This window comes from Azospirillum sp. UENF 312511 (assembly GCF_058780635.1).
This window is the reverse complement of sequence record NZ_JBSNCG010000004.1, coordinates 384,316-401,158: the sequence shown is the minus strand read 5'-3', so window position 1 is coordinate 401,158 and position 16,843 is coordinate 384,316. Positions and strand designations below refer to the sequence as shown.

The following is a 16,843-nucleotide window of genomic DNA, read 5'->3' as shown; positions in this document are numbered from 1 at the left end:
GCCCCCTTATCAATGTGAATTCTTCTCTGGCGTGACGGGTCTCCGTGTGGAACGGAAACGATACCGCGCACCGGCCATGCAGATTTTTCTACACATTCGAATGCAGGTCGTCTACCTATTATCTATTACTCCGGTATGAAAATAGGAAATGACCCGCTACTCCCTCCTCTCGCTGGCCCGGAACGCGCTGACCGGGCACCGCCACTGGGCGCCGGCCTGGCGCGACGCGGCCCCGAAACCGGCCTACGACGTGGTGATCGTGGGCGGCGGCGGGCATGGGCTGGCGACCGCCCATTACCTCGCCTCCCGCTATGGGGTGAGCAACGTGGCGGTGCTGGAGAAGGGGTGGATCGGCGGCGGCAACACCGCGCGCAACACCACCATCGTCCGCTCCAACTACCTGCTGGACGACAGCGCCTTCCTCTACGAACACTCCCTGAAGCTGTGGGAGGGGCTGACGGCGGAGCTGGACTTCAACGTCATGTTCAGCCAGCGCGGGGTGGTCAGCCTCGCCCACAGCGCTCATGAGCTGACGGCGCTGCGGCAGCGCGACCGTGTCATGCGGCTGAACGGCATCGATTCGGAGATGCTGGACCGGGCGGCTCTGCACCGGCTGGCCCCGGCGCTGGACCTGTCGCCCACCGCGCGCTTCCCGGTGTTTGGCGCCTCCATCCAGCGGCGCGGCGGCATCGCCCGGCACGACGCGGTGGCCTGGGGTTTCGCCCGCGCCGCCGACCGGCGCGGCGTGGACATCGTGCAGAACTGCGCGGTGACCGGCCTGCGCATCGAGAACGGGCGCGTGACCGGGGTGGAGACGACGCGCGGCCCGATCCGCGCCGGCAAGGTGGGAATCGCCGTCGCCGGCCATTCCGGCGTGCTGGTGGCGATGGCCGGGCTGCGCCTGCCGATCCGCAGCTACACGCTTCAAGCCTTCGTGTCGGAGCCGCTGAAGCCGGTGCTCGACACCGTGATCGTGTCCAATCAGGTGTCCTGCTACGTCAGCCAGTCCGACAAGGGCGAGCTGGTCTTCGGAGCGGCGCGCGACAATTACAGCTCCTACAGCCAGCGCGGCAGTCTGCCGATCCTGGAGGACTGCATCGCCAACCTGCTGCAACTGTTCCCCACCTTCAGCCGCGTCGGGGTGCTGCGCGGCTGGGGCGGCACGGTGGACGTGTCGCCGGACCTCAGCCCGATCATCGGCCCGCTGCCGGTGGAGGGGCTTTTCATCAACTGCGGCTGGGGCACCGGCGGCTTCAAGGCCACCCCCGGCTCCGGCGACGTGTTCGCCGCCACCATCGCGCGGGGGGAGCCGCACCCGCTGGCCGTCCCCTTCGGCCTGGACCGCTTCGCCACCGGACGGCTGATCGACGAAGCCGCCGCCGCCGGCGTTTCGCACTGACGCACGGGAGACCTCACCCATGCTGCTGATCCCCTGCCCCCACTGCGGCCCCCGCGAAGAGCGTGAATTCCGCTGCGGCGGCGAATCCCACGTCGCCCGCCCCTCCTTCGCCGAGGCGCCCGACGATCACGCTTTCGCGGACTATCTTTACGTCCGCTCGAACCCACGGGGCGTGGTGGCGGAGCGCTGGCACCATCTGCACGGCTGCCGGCGCTGGTTCAACCTGCTGCGCGACACGGTGACCCACGAGATCACCGCGGTCTATCCCATGGGCGCCGCCCGCCCGGAGTCCGCGCCATGAGCGGCCAGCCCCACCGCCTGCCGCGCGGCGGCCTGATCGACCGCGGGCAGCGGGTGCGCTTCGTCCACGACGGGCGCTCCTACGAGGGGTTCGCGGGCGACAGCCTCGCCGCCGCCCTGCTGGCCAACGGGGTGCGGGTGGTCGGGCGCAGCTTCAAACTGCACCGCCCGCGCGGCATCCTGGGCAGCGGGGTGGAGGAGCCCAACGGCTTCGTGGAAACCGGGGCCGGTGGCCTTGTCGAGCCGCTGGCCGCCGCCACGGCGGTGGAGCTGCGGCCCGGCCTGGTGTCGCGCGGTCTCGGCGGCTGGCCGTCGGTGCGTCTCGACATCGGTTGTCTGCTGGATTTCGCGGCACCGCTGCTGCCCGCCGGGTTCTATTACAAGACCTTCAAGGCACCCGCCGCGCTGTGGCCGCTCTACGAGCGGGTCATCCGCCGTCTCGCCGGCGTCGCCCACGCGCCGGAGGAGCCGGACCCCAGCCGCTACGCCAAGCGCTGGCACCACGCAGACGTGGCGGTGGTCGGCGGCGGCCCCGCCGGTCTGGCCGCCGCGCTGGCCGCCGCGGAGGCGGGAGCGCGCGTGCTGCTGGTCGACTCCGACCACCGGCTGGGCGGCAGCCTGCTCGGCGGGCGGGAGGAGATCGCCGGGCGCCCGGCGCTGGAATGGGTGGAGGCGGTGCGGGCGCGGCTCGCCGCCCGGCCCGACGTTCTGGTGTTGACCCGCGCCACCGCGCTGGGGCAGCACGACCACGGGTTCCTCAGCGTGCTGGAGCGCACGGCACCCGACGCCGAGGGTCCGCGCGCCCGGCTGTGGAAGGTCCGCGCCAAGCGGATCGTGCTGGCGACCGGCGCGCTGGAACGGCCGCTGGCCTTCGCGGACAACGACCGCCCGGGGGTGATGCTGGCCGGGGCCGTGCGCACCTACCTGAACCGCTACGCCGTGGCGCCGGGACGGCGGGCGGTGGTCTTCACCAACAACGACAGCGCCCACCGCACCGCTCTGGAGCTGGACGAGGCCGGCGTCGCGGTGGCGGCGGTGGCCGACCTGAGAGCCGAGGTGTCCGGCCCCTGGGCGGAGGCGTTGCGCGAGCGCGGCATTCCCCTGCTGACCGGCCATGCGGTCGCCGCCGTGCGGGGACGCGGCGCGGTGCGCGGCGTGATCCTGGCACGCCTGACCGACGACGGCGGCGCCCTGCTGCCCGGCACGGAGCGGGATGTCGCCTGCGATCTGCTGGCCCAATCCGGCGGCTGGTCGCCCACCGTCCACCTGCACGCCCATGTCGGCGGACGGCTGCGCTACGACGCGGAAACCGCCGCCCTGCGTCCCATCCCGTCCGAGGGACCGTGGCGGGTCGCCGGGGCGGCCAACGGCACCTTCGATCTCGCCACCGCCCTGGCTGAGGGGATGGAAGCCGGGCGGGACGCCGCGGAGCGCGCCGGACACGCGCCGGGCGCCCCGTCGCCCGCCCTGTCGGCCAGCCCGACGCCGCCCCTGGCGCCGCGCGCCCTGTGGCGCGTCCCGGCCAAATCGCGGAGGGCGCGGCGCTTCGTCGATCTGCACAACGACGTGACGGTGGCGGACGTGGAGCTGGCCGTCCGCGAGGGCTACCGCTCCGTCGAGCATCTGAAGCGCTACACCACCGCCGGCATGGGGCCGGACCAGGGTCGCACGGGCAACCTGCTCGCCCTGGGCATCCTGGCCGAGGAGCGCGGCGAAGCCATCGACGCGATCGGCACCACCACCTACCGCCCGCCCTACGTGCCGGTGCCCTTCGGCGCGCTGGCCGGGCGCGACGTGGGCACGCTGTACGAGCCGGTGGCCGTCACCCCCATCGATTCCCGGCACGCCGCCGCCGGAGCGGAGTTCCAGAACGCCGGGTCCTGGCGCCGCCCCGCCCTGTTCCCCCGCCCCGGCGAGGAGCGCGCCGCCGCCATCGCCCGCGAGGCGCTGACCGTCCGCCGGGCCGCCGGGCTGTTCGACAGCTCCACACTGGGCAAGATCGAGCTGCACGGGCCGGACGCGGTGGAACTGCTGGAGCGCGTCTACGCCAACCGCTGGCGTTCGCTGCCGGTGGGAGCGGCGCGCTACGGCCTGATGCTGCGCGACGACGGGACGATCCTCGACGACGGGGTGACGGCGCGGCTGGGGGAGAACCGCTATCTGGTCAGCACCACCAGCGGCGGCGCCCGCACCGTCCACGACTGGCTTGAGGAATGGCTCCAGTGCGACTGGCCGGATCTCGACGTGGCGGTGATCCCCGTCACCGCCCAATGGGCCGGCGTCACCGTCGCCGGGCCGAACGCCCGCGCCGTTCTAGGAGTTGCAGGCACGGACATCGACCTGTCCGCCGCCGCCTTCCCCCACATGACGGTGCGCGAGGGGCGGGTCGCCGGCCTGCCGGCGCGGGTCTTCCGGGTCAGCTTCACCGGGGAGCTGTCCTACGAAGTCAACGTGCCCGCCGGCAATGGCCCCGCCCTGTGGGACGCGCTGCTGGAGGCCGGGCGGGGCTTCGGCATCGCGCCCTTCGGGCTGGAGGCCGTGCACATCCTGCGCGCCGAGAAGGGCTACGTCATCCTGGGACAGGACACGGACGGTTCGCAGACCCCGCACGACCTCGGCCTGTCCGCCCTGGTCGCCGACGGCAAGCCGGACTTCGTGGGCAAGCGCGGGATGCGGCGCCGCCATCTCGCCAGGCCGGGCCGGCTCCAGCTCGTCGGGCTGCTGACGGAGGACCCGGCGGCGGTGCTGCCGGAAGGCGCCTGCATCGTGGAGACCACCGACCTGCGTCCGCCGGTGCCGAAGCTGGGGACCGTCACCTCGTCCTACGCCAGCCCCGCGCTCGGCTGCTCCATCGCGCTGGCGCTGCTGCGCGACGGGCGGGAGCGGATCGGCCGGACGGTGACGGTGGACGGCGACGGGGAATTCGTCCGCGCCACCGTGACCGAGCCGCGATTCTACGATCCGGAAGGACACCGCCTCCATGCCTGACAACCTGACGAAAGCCGAGCGTCCAACGCCGCGCAGCGCCTTCGCGGAGGTGGCGCCGGAGGGCTTCTTCGAGCGCCCCGGTGTCGTCCGCCTGCGCGATCCCGGGCACCGCCCCAAGACCCTGCTGCGCGGGTGCATCACGGCCGCGTGGAGCGCCGCCGCCGCGGGTGTGCTGGGCGTCGCCCCGCCGGAACAGCCGGGCATCCCTGCGCGCTCCCCCGTCGCCGACGTCCTGTGGCTCGGCCCCGACGAATGGCTGGTGCTGGGCAGCGGGTCTGGCATCGGGCCGGGCAGCCTCGCCCCCGCCCTGCTGCGCGCCGGGCTGGCCGCGGCGGAAGTGGGCGACGGCCTGCCGGATCTCGAACTGTCCGGCCCGCGCGCCCGCGACGTGCTGGCCGGCGGCACCGCGCTCGACCTGCATCCGTCCGCCTTCCCGGCGGGCCGGGCGACGCGCACCCGGCTCGGGCGCATCGGCGTCCTTCTGCAACGGGTGGAGGACGACGGGGATGGCCCGGTCTTCCGCCTCCATGTCGAGCGCCCCTGGGCCGGATACCTGTGGTCCTGGCTGGCCGACGCCGCGCTCGACCACCCTTCGAACGACGAGAGCTTCCCCCGATGAGCCTGCACGAGTCCCTGACCGTCATCGACGGCCTGATCGTTTCCCGCTGGAGCCGTTCGGTGTTCGAGAGCATGCGGCAGGGCGGCATCGCCGCCGCCAACTGCACCTGCTCCGTCTGGGAAGGGCTTGAGCCGTCGCTGCACGCCGTCGCCCAATGGAAGGTCCGGCTGCGCGAGCACGCCGACCTGCTGGCCCCGGTGCATAAGGTGGAGGACATCGCCCGCGCCAAGGAGACGGGCCGGGTCGGGGTGATCCTGGGCTGGCAGAACTCCACCGGCTTCGGCGACCACCTGCCCTATGTGGCGCTGTTCCACGAGCTGGGCTTGCGGGTCGTGCAGCTGACCTACCACACCGCGAACTCCGTCGGATCGGGCTGCCTGGAGAGCCGCGACGGCGGGCTGACCGACTTCGGGCGCGATCTGGTGGCGGAGTTGAACCGCGTCGGCATCCTGATCGACCTCAGCCACGTCGGGTCGCGCACCGCGGAGGAGGCGATCCTCGCCTCCCGCCAGCCGGTCGCCTACACCCACTGCGCACCCAAGGCGCTGAAGGACCACCCGCGCAACAAGACCGACGCGGAGCTGCGCTTCATCGCGGAGCGCGGCGGCGTGGTCGGCGTGACCATGTTCCCGCCCTTCATGCCGCGCGGCAACGACAGCACCATCGACGACTATCTGGACGCCATCGAGCACACCGTAAATCTGTGCGGCGAGGACCACGTCGCCATCGGCACCGACTTCACCCAGGACGTGGACGCCGACGGCATCCGCTACTTCACGCTCGACAAGGGCACCGGGCGCCGCCTGCTGGAGGTGGGGGAGGTGCGCAACCCGCCGGGCTTCGAGCGGCTGGACGGCTTCCCCAACCTGACCGCCGCCATGGAGCGCCGCCGCTGGCCGGAGCCGCGCATCGCCAAGCTGCTGGGCGGCAACTGGCTGCGCCTGTTCGGCGAGGTCTGGCGCGACCCGGCGGGCCGCTGAGGCGACGGAGGAGGCATCCGATCATGGACCGCAAGACAGCCGCCGACTTCTTCGGCCGCAAGGTGCCCGATGCCTTCATCGCCGACACGCCGGAGGCCGAGCGCCCCGAGGTCGCCGCGATGCTGGAGGGCTCCAAAGGCTTCTTCGAGGGCTGCGCCCGCTATCAGGTGGTGGCGGAGGTCGTGGAGGCCGAACGCTGCATGGCCGGGGTCCGCGTCGGCCAGCGCTACGTCATGCAGGGCGCGCACCTCGACCCGGCGCAGACGACCGGACCGGTCTGCGTCTTCCTGATGGGGATGCTGGCGCAGCGCGTCGGCATCGCCTTCGACCGCTTCGGTCGGGAGGGTGCGGTGTCCCTGACCCTGCCGGGCGCCCACTGCACCGACCCCGGCCCGGCGGTCGGCGGCTTCGGCGCGGTGAAGGTCCGCATGTGGATCGAACCGGTCCCGGGCACGGCTCCTGCTGGAGAACAAGAATGACCATCGACACCGTCGCCGTGGACGCGCTGGCCGCGGATGTGGCGCGCGCTCTGGATCGGCTGGGCGACGACGGCGGCAACTGGGTGCCGCCCTGCCCCGGCATCGACCACGACGTGGCCGTCGTCGGCGCCGGGCAGAGCGGGCTGGCCGTCGCCTTCGCGCTGCGCCGGGCGGGCATCGCCAACTTCACCGTCATCGACGCCGCGGAGGAAGGCCGCGAGGGCGTGTGGGAAAGCACCGCCCGCATGCAGACCCTGCGGTCGGTCAAGACCCTGCCCGGCCCGGAACTCGGCCTGCCCGGCCTGACCTTCCGATCCTGGTACGAGGCGGCGTTCGGGGCGGATGCCTACGCCGTCCTCGGACGCATCCCGCGCACGGTGTGGGCGGACTATGTCCGCTGGTACCGGCACGCCACCGGCGTCGCCGTGCGCAACCGCACCCGGCTGACCAGCATCGAGCCGCTGGACGCGACGGCGCCGCGCGGCTTCCGCCTGCGTCTGGAGCGGGACGGCGAGTCCCGGACCGAAACCGCGCGCAAGCTGGTGCTGGCGACCGGGATGGACGGCAGCGGCGGCCCCTTCATCCCGCCGGTCATCGCGGACAGCCTGCCGCGGAGCCTCTACGCCCACACCGATGATCCCATCGACTTCGCGGCGCTTGGCGGGAAGGTGATCGGCGTGCTGGGGGCGGCCTCCTCCGCCTTCGACACCGCCGCCACCGCTCTGGAGCAAGGCGCCGCCGCCGTCCATCTGTTCTGCCGCAACGCCGACCTGACGCGGGTCACCACGGTCAAGGGCCTGTCCTACGCCGGTGCGCTCGACCATTTCCACGAGCTGCCGGACGCCGACCGCTGGAGCCTGATGCGGCGCTTCTTCGCGAACGCTCCCGGCCCGATGCCGGACACGGTGCGCCGGGCCACGCGCTTTCCCAACTTCCACCTGCATCTGGCCGCCGGCTGGACCGCGGCGCGTGACACCGGGGGGACCGTTGAAGTGGAAGCCGCCGACGGACGCCACAGCTTCGATTTCGTGATCGCCGGCACCGGCTACCGCGCCGATCTCGCCCGGCGTCTGGAACTGGCCGGCTTCGCCGACGCCATCGCCCTCTGGCGCGACCGCTACAGCCCGCCGCCCGGCGAGGAGGACGCGGCGTTGGCCGCCAACCCCTATCTGGGGCCGGGCTTCGAATTCGTCGGGAAGGTCCCCGGCACCGCGCCCTTCCTGAAGGACATCCACAATTTCACTTACGGCGGCGTCGTCAGCCACGGGCGCGCGGTCGGGGAGATCGCCAGTCTGAAGCACGGCGTTCCCCGCCTCGTATCGGCCATCGGGCGCGACCTGTGGCTCGCCGACCGCGCGGCGCATCTGAAGCGCCTGAGTTCCTTCGACACCCCCGACCTGACCGGCGAGGAATACGTCCACGCGTTGTGGCGCCCGCCGGTCGGTTCACCCCCATTCCGAAACACGGAAACACCGACATGACCGACCTTCGATCCGTCCGCCGCCGCAGCTTCCTGTTCGTGCCCGGCCTCCGCCCCGACCGCTTCGCCAAGGCGCTGGAGACGGGCGCGGACGTGGTGTGCATCGACCTGGAGGACGCCGTCGCTCCCGACCGCAAGGACGAAGCGCGCGCCCTCTCCCTGCCCACCTATCACGAGCAGCGCGCCGCGCGGGCGGAAAAGGCCTTGCGCATCAACAGCATCCGCTCTCCGGAAGGGATCGCCGACATCGACGCCATCCTGAAGCTGGAGACCCTGCCCGACGCGCTGGTTCTGCCCAAGGTGCGCTCCGCCGACGAGGTGCGGATCGTCGCCGACCTGCTGCGCTCCCGCCCTGAGCCGGTGGCCCTCTACGTCATCATCGAGACGGCGGAGGGGCTGGAACGGGTGGCCGAGATCGCCGAGGCCGATCCCTCCATCGTCGCCCTGTTCATCGGCGCCGTCGACCTGTCGGCGGAATTGCGTGTCCGCCCGACCTGGGACGCCCTGCTCTACGCCCGCTCGCGCATCGTGCACGCGGCGGCGCGGGCCGGCGTCGCCGTGCTGGACGTGCCCTTCCTCGATCTGGAGGACGCCGCCGGGCTGGAAACGGAGGCCCGCCGCGCCGCGGCGCTGGGTTTCACCGGCAAGGCGCTGATCCATCCCGGCCATCTGGCGGCCATCCACGCCGCCTTCACGCCGACGGCGGAGGAGGTGGCCCACGCCCGCCGCATCATCGCCGCCTTCCAGGAGAGCACGACCGGCCTCGTCGTCGTGGACGGCAAGCTGATCGAGAAGCCGGTGGTCCGCGAGATGGAGCGCATCCTCCTCAACGCCGGCACTGCCGCCTGACCCCCGTTCGTCCCACCGGAAAGACCGCATCCATCATGAAGCGCCTCATTCTCGCCGCGACCGGCCTGCTGCTCGCCCTGGCCGCCCCGGCCCAGGCCCAGACCATCAAGGTCGGCGCCACCTCCGGCCCGCACGCCCAGATTTTGGAGGTCGTCAAGGCCAACGCCGCTAAGGACGGGCTGGACATCCAGATCGTCGAGTTCACCGAATACATCCAGCCGAACGCCGCGCTGGCCGCCGGCGACCTGGAGGCCAACTCCTACCAGCATCTGCCCTTCCTGAAGGCGCAGATCGACGCCCGCGGCTACGACATCGTTCCGGTCGGCAAGACGACGCTGTTCCCCATCGCCGTCTATTCCAAGCGTCACAAGACGGTGGCCGACCTGCCGGCGGGTGCGTCCATCTCCATCCCCAACGACCCCAGCAACGGCGCCCGCTCGCTCCTGCTGCTGGAGAGCGCCGGGCTGATCAAGCTGAAGCCGGGGGCCGGCATCAAGGCCACCCCGCTCGACATCGTCGAGAACCCGAAGAAGCTGAAGATCGTGGAGCTGGAATCGCCGCAGCTCGTCCATTCGCTGGACGACGTGGACGCGTCGGCCGTCAACACCAACTACGCGCTGGAGGCGAAGCTGAACCCGGTCAAGGATTCGCTGATCCTGGAGAGCCCGCAGTCGCAGTACACCTGCGAGATCGTCGTGCGCAAGAAGGACGCCGACCAGCCCTGGGTGAAGAAGCTGGTCGCCGCCTACCAGTCGCCGGTGGTCAAGGAGTTCATCCAGACCAAGTTCAACGGCGCCGCCGTCCCCGGCTGGTAACCGTGGAAACGGGCTCAGCCGATGCCGAGGCTGAGCCCGCCGTCCACCGGCAGGCACACCCCGGTGATGTAGCGCGCCTCGTCCGAGGCCAGGAAGACCGACGCCGCGGCGATGTCCCAGGCCGTGCCCTGGAAGCCCAGCGGGCACAGTGCGTCGCGCGCCCGGCGCATTTCCTCCGCGTCCTTGTAATGGGCGGCGATCTGGCTGCGCGCCATCGGCGTGTCGATCAGACCGGGAAGAATCGCGTTGGCGCGGACGCCGTCGCGGGCGTGCTGGCGGGCCACCGCGACGGTGAACTGGTTGACCCCGGCCTTCGCCGCCGCATAGCCGATGTAGGGATAGGCCCAGCGGATCGCGGCGATGGAGGAGATGTTGACGATCGCCCCCGACCGCTGCGCCACCATCACCGGCAGCACGTGCTTGCAGGTCAGGAAGACGCCGGTCAGATCGGTGTCGAGCACCCGGCGCCAGCTCTCCTCGCTGGTTTCCACCGGCCCGCCGGGCTCGGTGATGCCGACGTTGTTGTGCAGGATGTCGATGCGGCCATGGGAGGCGAGCGTCCGTTCGACCGCGGCCGCGACCTCCGGCCCTTTCGTCACGTCGGCGGTGACGGCCAGCGCCGCGACGCCTTCCGCGGCGATCAGGGCGGCGGTCTCCTCCGCGGCCTCGGCCACCTTGTCCACGGCGACCACGCGGGCGCCCTCGCGGGCATAGGCGACCGCCGTCGCCTTGCCGTTGCCCCATCCGGGGGCGGAGGACCCTGCGCCGAAAACCAGAGCCACCTTGCCAGCCAGACGTCCGGCCTTCGCTTCGCTCATGATGCGCGTCTCACTCGCAGCCCAGCGTGTGGGGAATCCACAGGGCGCGTTGCGGCAGGGCGGCGACCAGGGCCAGCGCCACGAACATCGCGACGATCAGCCGGCTTACCCAGCGCACCGTCGCCTGTGGAACGCGTTCTCCTCAGCATGAACAGAAACTCCGAAGAGAGGAATGGGGTCAAGAGCGCCAGGAGACCAAAGCGGCATTCCCGACCCGCCGTCGCCTGTCGGTCAAAGCCTCGGCGACAGCCAGCGCATGAGGAACGATTTCCGACGCGCCGACCACCTCGCCCAGGCTGCCGCGGGTCGGCGGCCCGACGACGAACAGGCCGGGAACCAGCTGGCCCGCCGCGTCGAGCGCCCGGCCCCGCCCGTCGACCTCGATCCCCAGACCGAGCCGGTCCGGCCGGATCAGCCCCTGGGCGGCCAAGCCGGCCAGCAGCGCGTTGCGGCCGAAGGAGGCCCCATGCCCGGCGCCGGTGCAATTCACCAGGGCATCGTAGCTCCGCCCGACCGGACCATCCCCGCCACGCGGCCGGTGGACGACCCACAGCCCATCACCGCCCGAGGCGCCTTCCCCGGCGCTCGCCGCGACCAGCCAGCCGGCCAGCACGGCGAGGCGCCCGTCCGCTTGAGCGGCCTCCACCAGACGGGCGACCTGCGGGGCCGCCTGGAAGCGGTGGACGTCCCACCAGACCCGAAGATGGCGCTGGAACCGCCGCCGCTCGTCAAACGGCAGGGCGGACCACAACGCTCCATTCTGAAGACGCAGGCTTTCGAGCACATCGGTCCAGGGCCGTCCCGCCCGCCGGGCGGCGGCGACCGCGGCGCGCACGCGGCGCAGCAGGTCGCCGACACGGGTGGGCGGGTCGGCGGTGAAGTCGGTCCAGGATGTGGCCTGGGCCGGGCGCGGGCGCGGCACCAGCCCGTGGCGCGACAGGGCGGTCAGCGGTCCGCGATGACCGCGGCCGAGCAGCGTCGCCACCACGTCGCCCATGGTCAGGCCGGTGCCGACGATGAGCACCCGGTCGTCCCGCGCGACGCCGTCGAGGGCGCCAGCCGCCCAGGGATCGGCGACGACCCGCGGGTGCCCGCCCAGCGCCGCCAGCACGCCCGGCAGTTCGGGGGGCGGGTTTCCGGTGCACAGGACAAGCGCGTCGGCCTCCGTCGCCGTGCCGCCGGCCATCTCCACCACGAACCCCGTTCCGTGGGACGTCCCACGGCGATGGGCGGCGACCGCCCGGTCGCGGCGGTGGGTCACCCGCACCGGTCCGGGTGCGGCGAACAGCGACCGCAGCCGTTCGTCGAGGTAGCGCCCGAACGCCGACCGCGCGGGGTAGTGAAGCCCCTCCGACCAGCCCGCCGGATCGGCCTCCAGCACGCCGCGCTCCAGGCACCAGCGATGGAAATCCTCCTCCGCGCCCTCCTCCCCCGTCCGGCCGGTCGCCGCCACCATGCGGACGGAGGGCACGTTCACCCGGTGGCGCGGGTCGCCACCAGGGGCGTAGGTCAGGCCGGCGCCGAGCGATGGCCGCGGGTCCACGAGGTCCACCGCGGCGGAAAAGCCGCCCGCGGCGCCGGCGCGCACCAGCCCCGCCGCCACGCCGCTGCCCGACACGCCGGCACCGACGATGACGATCCGCAACGGGTCCGGCCCGCTCACAATCCCTCGCGATGGACGATCCGCCCGCCGGCGACGGTCAGGCGGCAGCGCAGGTCGCGCAACCGGTCCGGGTCGATGGCGGTGGGGTCCTCCGACAGCACGGCGAGGTCGGCGGCGAAGCCGGGGCGCAGCGGCCCCTTCCAGCCCTCGTCGAAGGTCAGGGCGGCGCCCGCCACGGTGAACAGACGCAGGGCCGTCTCGGCGTCCAGCCGCTGGTCTGGACCGATCACCCGGCCGCTGGTCCGTTCGCGCCGGTTGCAGACCGTCCACAGGGTGAAGAAGGGGTCGTAAGGGATGTTGTCGGTGGCGATGGCGGTCGGGATGCCCAGCCTCAGCAGATGGGCGTGCGGAACCACCAGATCGCCGCCATCCGGCTCGGCCAGATAGGCGGTTCCGCCCTTCCACAGGAAATAGGTCGGGATCGTCGTCACCAGCACGTCGAGCCGCTTCAGCGCCTCCAGATCCGCCAGCCGGGCACGGCCGATGTGTTCGATCACCCAGCGCCGCCCGGCCAGCCTGTGGCGCTCGTTCACCGCCTCCAGCACCGGCACCACCTCGTGCAGCTTGTCGCTGACGATGGTGTGCAGGCGCAGATCGTGCTCGGCGGCCAGGAGGCAGGCCTCGCGGAAGTCGGCCGGCGTCAGCGCCTGCTCGACGAAACCCGACCAGCCGGTGTCGGGCAGGTTGGCGCGGGCGCAGCAGGCCACCGCCGGATCGCCGCCATAGGCGATGTGGACGCCCGACAGCCTCAGCCAGGGGTCGCCCAGACCGGCGCCGCGGGCATGGGCCAGCCAGTCGCGCATGGCGCGCCGCGCCTCGGCGATGTCGGCCCAGCTCGGGCTGACCACCAGCCCGACCCGCACCGTCAGCTCCCCCAGCTCCCACAGGCGGCGGTAGACCGAGATGGTCTCGGGCGCCGAGCCGTGCCCCTCATAGACGCTGGTGGTGCCCTGGGCGTTGTAGAGCCGCTGGGACAACCGCACCCCCTCCAGCCGTTCGGCGAAGCCGAAGCGGGGAACCGCCGGCAGCAGGTCGAACTCGACGGTCGGGCGGCTGTTGCGCTCGACGATGACGCCGGTCGGCTCGCCGTCGGCGTCCTTCAGGATCTCGACGCCGGAACAGGTCGGCGCGGTCGCCGCGGTGATGCCGTTCAATGCCAGCGCCCGGCTGTTCAGGACGCTGTGCCCCGGCGGCTTGCCCCAGTTGCCGAACAGGCCGGGGATGTAGACGGGATGGTCCGGCGCGGCGCGGTCCAGCTCGTGCCGGTCCGGCGGCCGCCCTTCGGCCAGGGTGGCGGCGCCGTCGAAGAAGAAGGGTGGCGTGCCGATCGGCATGGTGACGATCCACTGGCCGGGCGGCGTTTCCGCCGCCGCCGCCCGCACCCGCTCCAGGATGTCGCCGACGCTGCGCGCGCCGGCCAGCGAGGGGCGCAGGCGTTTCAGCCCCTCGCGCTCCATATGGGCGTGGGCGTCGTTGAAGCCGGGGATCAGCGTCGCCCCGCCGAGGTCGATCACCTCGGTCGATGCGGTGGCGAGCGCGGCCACCTCCTCCCCGCCTACGGCGAGGATGCGGTCGCCGGCCAGCGCCACCGCGCTGGCGCGCGGCCGGGCCGGATCGAAGGTGATGGCCCGCGCGTTGCGCAGGATCAGGGTCGGTTCGCTCATCGGCAGCCCTCAGGAGGCGGTGGTGTACCAGGGGAACAGGCGGCGAATCAGCGCCACGAACAGGCGGTCGGCGATGAAGCCGAAGGTGCCGAGCAGCACCAGCCCGATCAGCATGATGTCGACCCGGAACATCTGGTGGCCGGTGGACATCATGTAGGCGATGCCCTCCCGCGCCCCCGACAGCTCGGCGGCGACCAGCAGGATCAGCGAGACGGCGATGCCCTGCCGCAAGCCGGCCAGGATCATCGGCAGCGCCGCCGGCAGAACCACCAGCAGCAGCGTCGCCAGCCGCCCTGCCCCCAGACAGGCGGCGGAGCGCAGATAGGCCGCCGGCACGTCGCGCACGCCGATGAAGGTGGTGATCCAGATCGGGAAGAAGCTGCCCCAGGCGACCAGCGCCACCTTCGACCCTTCCCCGATGCCGAACCACAGCACCGACAGCGGCACCAGCGCGATGGAGGGGACGGAGCGGAAGCCGTGCAGGATGGGCTCGCTGACATGGTGCAGCAGGCCGATGCGCGCGGTCAGCAGCCCGGCGGTCACGCCGGTCGCCGTCGCGATGGCGAAGCCGAGCGCCGCCCGGCGCAGGCTGACCAGGATGTTGGCTGGAATCTCGCCGGACAGCAGCATCGGGACGAAGGTGTCGAACACCACCGACGGCGGCGGCAGCAGCACCGGGTTGACCCAGGTGCCGAGCCGCGGCACCGCCTCCCAGACCGCCAGGAACAGCAGGATGCCCGTCACGTTCAGCAGGGCGCGCAGCCACGCCGCCCGCCGCCGGCCGCGACGGTGGGCGCGGCGGAACTCCTCCGCGAAGGCGGCGCCGTCGGACGGCGTCTCTGCTACCGAGCCCCGGGGGATGGCGCGGCGATTGCCGGTCATGCCTTCCGTCGTCGCGGTCACGCGGCCCTCCGTTCGCCATCGGTCCCGCCGGCCTTCTGGCTGCCGCGGGCCAGCGCCGCGGCGATGCGGGCGTATTCCCGGCCGAAGTCCGCCGACCCGCGGTCGCGCGGATAGGGCAGATCGACCGTCAGATCCTCGCGGATGACGCCCGGCCCGGCGCCCATCACCACCACCCGCTGGGCGAGGAAGACCGCCTCGTCGATGTTGTGGGTGACGAACAGGACCGACACCCCGGTTTCCCGCCACAGCCGCAGCAGATCCTCCTGCAGGGTGGTGCGGGTCATGGCGTCGACGGCGGCGAAGGGCTCGTCCATCAGCACCACCTCCGGCTCCACCACCAGGGCGCGGGCGACGGCGACGCGCTGGCGCATGCCGCCCGACAGCTCGTGCGGGTAGCGGTCGGCGGCGTGGCGCAGCCCGACCCGGTCCAGCGCCTCCAGCGCCCGGCGGCGCCGGATGGGGGCGGAGACGCGCTGCATGCGCAGGCCGAACTCGACGTTCTGCCGCGCGGTCATCCAGGCGAACAGGGCGTATTCCTGGAACACCACGCCGCGCTCCGGCCCCGGCCCGGCCAGCGGCCGGCCTCGGAAGCGCACGTCCCCCGAGGTCGGCGTCAGGAACCCGGCGAGCAGGTGGATCAGCGTAGACTTGCCGCAGCCGGACGGGCCGATCAGGCAGACGAACTCGCCGGCCTCCACCGTCAGCGACACGTCGCGCAGCGCCCAGACCGGCGACCCGTCGCGGGACGCGTAGATCTGCGACACGCGGTCGAAATCGATCAGCGGCCCGCTCATGTCCCCCCTCCTCATGTCCCCCGTCCTCATGTGAGGGTGACCCGGTCGGGCGCCACCGCCTTCAGCGGCGAGTCGACGATCAGGCCGCGGAACAGGGCGCGCAGATCGCCCGCCGGACGCTTGGCGAGGCCGGCGGCGATGGCCCATTCCGCCTCCGCCACCAGATCGTCGAGGAAGCGGTCGTCGAAGGCGATCTGGAAGGTGAATTCGGACGTCGCCTCCAGGATGTCCTTGGGCGGGGTGTGGATGCGCCGCGCGATCAGGTCGGCCCAGCCGCCGTCGGCGTGAATCCGCCGCTCCGCCGCTTGCAACGCCTTGATGGCCCCGGCGACCAGCTCCGGCTTCTCCTTCACCACCTTCTCGGTGGTCAGCAGGAGCTGATGGCTCTGGAAGAACTTCTCCAGCCCGTCCTGGGTCATCACCGCGGTCTTGCCGCCCGACTGGCGCTCCGCCACCACCGCTGACTGGCTGCTCCAGGCGAAGCCGTCGATGTCGCCGCGCACCAGGGCGGAGGTCATGTTGTTCGGGGTGAGGTCGACGACCTCGACGTCGCTCTGCGCCAGCCCGGCGAACTCCAGATACTTCGCCAGCATGTACTGCCCGGACGTGCCGACGCGGGTGGCGATCCGGCGGCCCTTCAGGCTGGCCGGCTTGGCCGGATCGATGCCGGCGTCCTTGCGCACGACGATCTTCATGTCGCGCGAATAGCGGCTGTAATTCACCAGGATCAGCGGGCGCAGCCCCTGCAGCACCGCGAACACCACCGGCGTGTCGGTCGAGGCGGAGAAGTCGGCGGAGCCGGCGAGCAGCGCCTGCATCGAATCGCGCCCGCTCTCGAACTCCATGGTGTTGAGGTCGAAGCCGGCCTCGGCCCAGGTGCCGGCGGCCTCAGCGACGAAGGGCACCGCCCAGGTGTAGCCGGTGCTGCCATAGGCCAGCGTCGCCTTGGCCGCCGCGGCGCGCGCGGGGCCGGCCCACAGCGGCGCGGCGGCGAATGCGCCGGCAGTCACGGCGCCGGCGGTCACCGCCGCGCCCGCCAGCAGGCGGCGACGGCTGAGGCGCACAGCGGAAGGATCGAACACGGTCATGATC

The 16,843-nt window shown here is 72.3% G+C and carries 15 protein-coding genes; 9 read left to right on the top strand and 6 right to left on the bottom strand.

Going from position 1 to position 16,843, the window contains the following annotated elements; translation table 11 throughout:
• The first annotated feature begins 148 nt into the window (after positions 1–148).
• From ACWPN7_RS27220 to ACWPN7_RS27180, 9 genes are read left to right on the top strand one after another with little or no spacing between them, the layout of a single operon-like run.
• Positions 149–1,399, top strand: coding sequence for a sarcosine oxidase subunit beta family protein (locus ACWPN7_RS27220; RefSeq protein ID WP_459196269.1), 1,251 nt, complete (start codon positions 149–151; stop codon positions 1,397–1,399).
• Positions 1,400–1,418: 19 nt separating this feature from the next.
• Positions 1,419–1,700 (top strand): sarcosine oxidase subunit delta, encoded by a 282-nt coding sequence (locus tag ACWPN7_RS27215; protein WP_201042313.1) that lies wholly within the window; start codon positions 1,419–1,421, stop codon positions 1,698–1,700.
• Positions 1,697–4,687, top strand: coding sequence for a sarcosine oxidase subunit alpha family protein (locus ACWPN7_RS27210; RefSeq protein WP_459196268.1), 2,991 nt, complete (start codon positions 1,697–1,699; stop codon positions 4,685–4,687). Before ACWPN7_RS27215 ends, ACWPN7_RS27210 begins: the two co-directional genes overlap by 4 nt.
• Positions 4,680–5,306, top strand: a complete 627-nt coding sequence (locus ACWPN7_RS27205) for a sarcosine oxidase subunit gamma (protein ID WP_200774947.1) — start codon at positions 4,680–4,682, stop codon at positions 5,304–5,306. The genes ACWPN7_RS27210 and ACWPN7_RS27205 overlap by 8 nt, the downstream gene beginning before the upstream one ends.
• The gene (locus ACWPN7_RS27200; RefSeq protein WP_459196267.1) at positions 5,303–6,286 is read left to right on the top strand and encodes a dipeptidase; all 984 of its coding nucleotides are present in this window, start codon (positions 5,303–5,305) and stop codon (positions 6,284–6,286) included. Before ACWPN7_RS27205 ends, ACWPN7_RS27200 begins: the two co-directional genes overlap by 4 nt.
• Before the next feature lie 23 nt (positions 6,287–6,309).
• Entirely contained in the window at positions 6,310–6,765 is a 456-nt protein-coding gene (locus ACWPN7_RS27195; protein WP_200774945.1) for a hypothetical protein, read from the top strand.
• Entirely contained in the window at positions 6,762–8,246 is a 1,485-nt protein-coding gene (locus ACWPN7_RS27190) for an FAD/NAD(P)-binding protein (protein WP_459196266.1), read from the top strand. Before ACWPN7_RS27195 ends, ACWPN7_RS27190 begins: the two co-directional genes overlap by 4 nt.
• Complete coding sequence (locus tag ACWPN7_RS27185; RefSeq protein WP_137118388.1) at positions 8,243–9,094, top strand: HpcH/HpaI aldolase/citrate lyase family protein; 852 nt, start codon at positions 8,243–8,245, stop codon at positions 9,092–9,094. The genes ACWPN7_RS27190 and ACWPN7_RS27185 overlap by 4 nt, the downstream gene beginning before the upstream one ends.
• Before the next feature lie 35 nt (positions 9,095–9,129).
• Positions 9,130–9,909: a MetQ/NlpA family ABC transporter substrate-binding protein gene (locus ACWPN7_RS27180; protein WP_459196265.1), complete on the top strand. Its 780-nt coding sequence runs from the start codon at positions 9,130–9,132 to the stop codon at positions 9,907–9,909.
• 14 nt (positions 9,910–9,923) lie between these two features.
• Here the strand turns inward: ACWPN7_RS27180 and ACWPN7_RS27175 are convergent, their stop codons facing one another.
• The 6 genes from ACWPN7_RS27175 to ACWPN7_RS27150 form a co-directional block, all read right to left on the bottom strand.
• A complete protein-coding gene (locus ACWPN7_RS27175) occupies positions 9,924–10,727 on the bottom strand; it encodes an SDR family NAD(P)-dependent oxidoreductase (protein ID WP_459196264.1) in 804 nt (267 codons plus the stop codon).
• Positions 10,728–10,905: 178 nt separating this feature from the next.
• Positions 10,906–12,390, bottom strand: a complete 1,485-nt coding sequence (locus tag ACWPN7_RS27170) for an FAD/NAD(P)-binding protein (protein WP_459196263.1) — start codon at positions 12,388–12,390, stop codon at positions 10,906–10,908.
• A complete protein-coding gene (locus tag ACWPN7_RS27165; RefSeq protein ID WP_459196262.1) occupies positions 12,387–14,054 on the bottom strand; it encodes an amidohydrolase in 1,668 nt (555 codons plus the stop codon). Before ACWPN7_RS27165 ends, ACWPN7_RS27170 begins: the two co-directional genes overlap by 4 nt.
• Before the next feature lie 9 nt (positions 14,055–14,063).
• A complete protein-coding gene (locus tag ACWPN7_RS27160; protein WP_349619201.1) occupies positions 14,064–14,957 on the bottom strand; it encodes an ABC transporter permease in 894 nt (297 codons plus the stop codon).
• Positions 14,954–15,751 (bottom strand): ABC transporter ATP-binding protein, encoded by a 798-nt coding sequence (locus ACWPN7_RS27155; RefSeq protein WP_201042304.1) that lies wholly within the window; start codon positions 15,749–15,751, stop codon positions 14,954–14,956. Before ACWPN7_RS27155 ends, ACWPN7_RS27160 begins: the two co-directional genes overlap by 4 nt.
• 26 nt (positions 15,752–15,777) lie before the next feature.
• Positions 15,778–16,839 carry an ABC transporter substrate-binding protein gene (locus ACWPN7_RS27150; protein WP_103039365.1) on the bottom strand — a complete coding sequence of 354 codons (1,062 nt, stop codon included), beginning with the start codon at positions 16,837–16,839 and terminating at the stop codon, positions 15,778–15,780.
• Positions 16,840–16,843: the final 4 nt, after the last annotated feature.

Coding starts and splice junctions, on each gene's coding strand:
- ACWPN7_RS27220 (WP_459196269.1), top strand. CDS start 149: ATGACCCGCTACTCCCTCCTCTCGCTGGCCCGGAACGCGCTGACCGGG.
- ACWPN7_RS27215 (WP_201042313.1), top strand. CDS start 1,419: ATGCTGCTGATCCCCTGCCCCCACTGCGGCCCCCGCGAAGAGCGTGAA.
- ACWPN7_RS27210 (WP_459196268.1), top strand. CDS start 1,697: ATGAGCGGCCAGCCCCACCGCCTGCCGCGCGGCGGCCTGATCGACCGC.
- ACWPN7_RS27205 (WP_200774947.1), top strand. CDS start 4,680: ATGCCTGACAACCTGACGAAAGCCGAGCGTCCAACGCCGCGCAGCGCC.
- ACWPN7_RS27200 (WP_459196267.1), top strand. CDS start 5,303: ATGAGCCTGCACGAGTCCCTGACCGTCATCGACGGCCTGATCGTTTCC.
- ACWPN7_RS27195 (WP_200774945.1), top strand. CDS start 6,310: ATGGACCGCAAGACAGCCGCCGACTTCTTCGGCCGCAAGGTGCCCGAT.
- ACWPN7_RS27190 (WP_459196266.1), top strand. CDS start 6,762: ATGACCATCGACACCGTCGCCGTGGACGCGCTGGCCGCGGATGTGGCG.
- ACWPN7_RS27185 (WP_137118388.1), top strand. CDS start 8,243: ATGACCGACCTTCGATCCGTCCGCCGCCGCAGCTTCCTGTTCGTGCCC.
- ACWPN7_RS27180 (WP_459196265.1), top strand. CDS start 9,130: ATGAAGCGCCTCATTCTCGCCGCGACCGGCCTGCTGCTCGCCCTGGCC.
- ACWPN7_RS27175 (WP_459196264.1), bottom strand. CDS start 10,727: ATGAGCGAAGCGAAGGCCGGACGTCTGGCTGGCAAGGTGGCTCTGGTT.
- ACWPN7_RS27165 (WP_459196262.1), bottom strand. CDS start 14,054: ATGAGCGAACCGACCCTGATCCTGCGCAACGCGCGGGCCATCACCTTC.
- ACWPN7_RS27155 (WP_201042304.1), bottom strand. CDS start 15,751: ATGAGCGGGCCGCTGATCGATTTCGACCGCGTGTCGCAGATCTACGCG.
- ACWPN7_RS27150 (WP_103039365.1), bottom strand. CDS start 16,839: ATGACCGTGTTCGATCCTTCCGCTGTGCGCCTCAGCCGTCGCCGCCTG.